This window comes from Microcoleus sp. Pol17C6 (assembly GCF_036701145.1).
Lineage (GTDB): Bacteria > Cyanobacteriota > Cyanobacteriia > Cyanobacteriales > Microcoleaceae > Microcoleus.
Genome location: NZ_JAUBQH010000134.1, coordinates 1 through 3,220 on the forward strand (window position 1 = coordinate 1; position 3,220 = coordinate 3,220).

6 protein-coding genes are annotated in these 3,220 nt (G+C 40.8%); 3 read left to right on the forward strand and 3 right to left on the reverse strand.

The annotated features are described in order from the left end of the window. Positions 1–52: 52 nt before the first annotated feature. Together QUA25_RS28905 and QUA25_RS28910 are read right to left on the reverse strand one after the other, a co-directional pair. Positions 53–442 (reverse strand): transposase, encoded by a 390-nt coding sequence (locus QUA25_RS28905; protein ID WP_333043109.1) that lies wholly within the window; start codon positions 440–442, stop codon positions 53–55. 29 nt (positions 443–471) lie between these two features. Beyond that, a complete protein-coding gene (locus QUA25_RS28910) occupies positions 472–927 on the reverse strand; it encodes a helix-turn-helix domain-containing protein (RefSeq protein WP_333043111.1) in 456 nt (151 codons plus the stop codon). 104 nt (positions 928–1,031) lie between these two features. Here QUA25_RS28910 and QUA25_RS28915 point away from each other — a divergent pair, with 104 nt between their 5' ends. After that, complete coding sequence (locus QUA25_RS28915) at positions 1,032–1,301, forward strand: transposase (protein ID WP_333043118.1); 270 nt, start codon at positions 1,032–1,034, stop codon at positions 1,299–1,301. Continuing rightward, entirely contained in the window at positions 1,297–1,557 is a 261-nt protein-coding gene (locus QUA25_RS29625) for a transposase (protein WP_445242260.1), read from the forward strand. The genes QUA25_RS28915 and QUA25_RS29625 overlap by 5 nt, the downstream gene beginning before the upstream one ends. Before the next feature lie 33 nt (positions 1,558–1,590). Here QUA25_RS29625 and QUA25_RS28920 read toward each other — a convergent pair whose 3' ends face one another. After that, positions 1,591–2,136: a phosphatase domain-containing putative toxin gene (locus QUA25_RS28920; RefSeq protein WP_333043114.1), complete on the reverse strand. Its 546-nt coding sequence runs from the start codon at positions 2,134–2,136 to the stop codon at positions 1,591–1,593. Positions 2,137–2,193: 57 nt separating this feature from the next. Between QUA25_RS28920 and QUA25_RS28925 the strand changes: the two genes are divergently transcribed. Beyond that, entirely contained in the window at positions 2,194–2,832 is a 639-nt protein-coding gene (locus QUA25_RS28925) for a pentapeptide repeat-containing protein (protein ID WP_333043116.1), read from the forward strand. Positions 2,833–3,220 lie beyond the last annotated feature (388 nt).

Here is a 3,220-nt window from a genome sequence, read left to right on the forward strand (position 1 = left end):
TTTTGAGCTAACATTCTCATGAAACTCATGCTCGATCGAACCCTCAATCGATTTATGAATGATTTGCGATCGCTATATATAGACCCTGATTTTCCCACTTTGACCATAATTTTTGGACTTCCTTACATCGATGTATGGGGCCATTATCCTGTACTATTACTCTAATTCGTTTACTCCTCTCTGCCGAGCGAGCCTCTGACTCCATCATTTTGATATAAGCTTTTCGATCGACACCCCCAATTACCAAACCGTAAACAAAGCTGATTTCAGGTTGTAGAAGTCCTACAATACTTAATCTACGACCACGCCGTAAAGTTTGTTCCAGACGTTTTTGCTCGCCTCGTTTGTAATAAGTGTAACCAGGCTCGCTCCATGCACAAAATCCTGATTCATCTAAATATTTTAAATCGATCTCTCCTGCAGCAGCAGCCCATTCCAGCATATCTAGGTCTGCTTGTTTGATTTGGCGTGCTATGCTTTCTTGTTTTCCTTTGTGGCTCTTTCTCGCTCGTTTCCAAATAAACCCTTTTTTTTTAGTATTCGTCTTAATCGGTCGGGACTTAGTTTAATAGAGCGCTCTTTTTCTAATTTTTTAGCTAATTGAACACTATTGTATGTACGGGGTTCATTTTTGAGACATTCTGTTAAAAACTCTATGTCTGCTTCTTTCCACTTCGGTTTGGCTCCTCGACCTGACAACTCCCAAAAACCTTCCATTCCTAGTTTTTGCCATTTATGTAAAACCTCTCTCACTGTTTGTGGAGTCCAGTTAAAATGAGCTGCTATTTTTTCAACGTACCAGCCCTGTGCATTTAATCTGACTACAAGAGCTCGGTCTTTGACTTTTTGGGGAACATTCGCAGTTCTCAATTTTAATAGAGTTTTATCTTGCTCTTGTGTCAGAAATATCCTTAATCTAGCGCCCATATATTGAGTTACCTTGGTAGACGTATTCCCTGTCTTTACTTATTTTAACATAGTTAGGTTTTTTCGCACCGACTTACTTAGAGTATTGGGAAAAAGTTAAGGATATCGAGCCAAAAAATCTAGTCTTTTTAGATGAGACTGGAGTATTGCTAGGTTTAAGCAGAAGTCATGCACGTTCCCAACTAGGGACTAGAGCCTATGCGGTCAAACCTTTTTATCGAGGCAAAAAAGTCACACTAATTGGTGCAATTAGTCTCACCCAAGTAGTGGCATTAATGACCATGGACAACTCGATGGATAGCCAAGCATTTGAGGTATTTATCGCTCAATGTTTAGTGCCACAATTGTGGTCGGGAGCAGTAGACGTGAATTGATAACTTACCAGCGCATAAAGTAGATTCAATTAAGCCTATGATTGAAGCAGTGGGTGCTTCTATCTTGTGTTTGTCCCCATACTCTCCTGATTTTAATCCTATTGAATTATGGTGGTCGCAACTCAAATCTTTATTACGACAGTTTTCACCAACCAGCACTAAAATGGTTGACAGGATAATTGCTGTGGCTCTTGACTTAATTAATCCGAAACATCTTAAAAACTGGTTTACTAATTGCTGCTACTGTACCTCATAACATCCGGAAGTGCTGTATATAGTTGGTATAGTGCTATGTATCATTCCTCGCAGCAAGGCGACAATCATCTAAGAGAGCATTAAGTTCTTCAACGACTAGCCAGGGGTTTCGACCTTTCAAACAAGCTACGATCGCTGCTTCATAGGGATTTCTGCCTGTTTTTCTTACTGCTGCGATCGCCTGTTTGTTAGACAATCCCCGCCCGCTGACCAACCAAGCAGCCAAAACCTGTCCTGTACGTCCGATCCCCCCTGAACAGTGAACTACCACCCGTTCGCCTTTGCTATTTGCCGATTCCAAGAACGGCAATATGCGATCAATTAAAATATCGCGATCCACCAATTCAAAATCTGCGATCGGCGCCCAGCAAACTCGATCGCACCCAAATATTTTCCGATATGTTCCCAGTAAATCAGTGTAGCGGATGAGTTGCGTCTGAGCGAGCAAGCAGCAAACTTGCTTGATATTATGCCCCTGCATAAATTCAATCCAGCGAGCAACTTCTGCATCGCGGTATCCTGGTCTGGCTGCACCAAACACAATTAATTCATTATCTGAAGCCGCAGCGAATTTGTGCATACTGTTTTCAATATTTTTACCTATAATTAAGAAAGACGCACAAATCCTGAATCTACAGTGAAAAACAACAGCTCGATCGGTTTAATGAACTGGCTGCAACCCAAACCAGAAACCGTTTTGTTATGCGACTCAAGTGCAGCAGCTTCTGAGATGGCATTCATGCTCAACGGTGAGTGGGATGGGTGCAATAGCTTGGTGATCCCTAAATGCGACAAGGTAGCAATTGAAGCAGCCGCCCGTTTGCTGGAGACATCGTGGTGCTACCAAAATACTTGCGAACCCGTTTTAATTCGGCTGGAAGTTGACGAATTTTTGCGCCGTTATGCGATTGGAGAGAGGTTTTTTATTAATGCTAACTTGCGATGCGCGCAATTGAGCGAACTTTGCTTGGAAAACATTGATTTGAGTTATGCTAAATTAAATTTTGCTAACCTCAGTGGCACTAATTTAAGCAAAGCAAACTTAATGGCAGCCCAGATGCCAGCAGCCAATTTGAGTGGCAGCAATTTGAGTAAATCGCAACTTGTGAGGGCGAATTTATCAGGAACCAATTTATCTGATGCTAATCTCAAAGGTGCTGATTTGAGTTATGCAGATTTAAGCAATGTGTGCTTAAGAAGTACCGATTTAAGAGGTGCTAATTTAGCGAGAACAGACTTAAGAGAAACAAGCTTAGATGGGGCGATTTTTGAGTAAGACAATCTCGTTTAAATACTTTATCTCACACGCTCTGCGTACATCCTGTCAACACTTATCTGCGTTAATCCGCCACCATCGGCGGTTAAAGTTCCAAAGTAATTAACTGACTAATTTCGTCACTTTGAAAACCCAACGCTATCGGCTTTTGTACTTGAGGAATCACTTGTATAGCAATCCTAAATGATTTTCTATATCTAGAGCAATCCTAAATGCTTTTCTGTGTGTAAGTATATTGACGTATTTTGGGGAAATAAAATTTATGTACGTTAGTAAAAAACTCAAATAAAAATTTGACAATCTTAAAAGACCTATAGCGTTTCTCAGATAGATGAGGTACAATAACAGCAGTGAGTAAACCAATTCCTCATATCGGATAATGTAACTT

What these genes read in the sequence shown, in the direction of transcription:
- QUA25_RS28905 (WP_333043109.1), bottom strand. Translation starts at nt 442, where the DNA reads ATGCTGGAATGGGCTGCTGCTGCAGGAGAGATCGATTTAAAATATTTA.
- QUA25_RS28910 (WP_333043111.1), bottom strand. Translation starts at nt 927, where the DNA reads ATGGGCGCTAGATTAAGGATATTTCTGACACAAGAGCAAGATAAAACT.
- QUA25_RS28920 (WP_333043114.1), bottom strand. Translation starts at nt 2,136, where the DNA reads ATGCACAAATTCGCTGCGGCTTCAGATAATGAATTAATTGTGTTTGGT.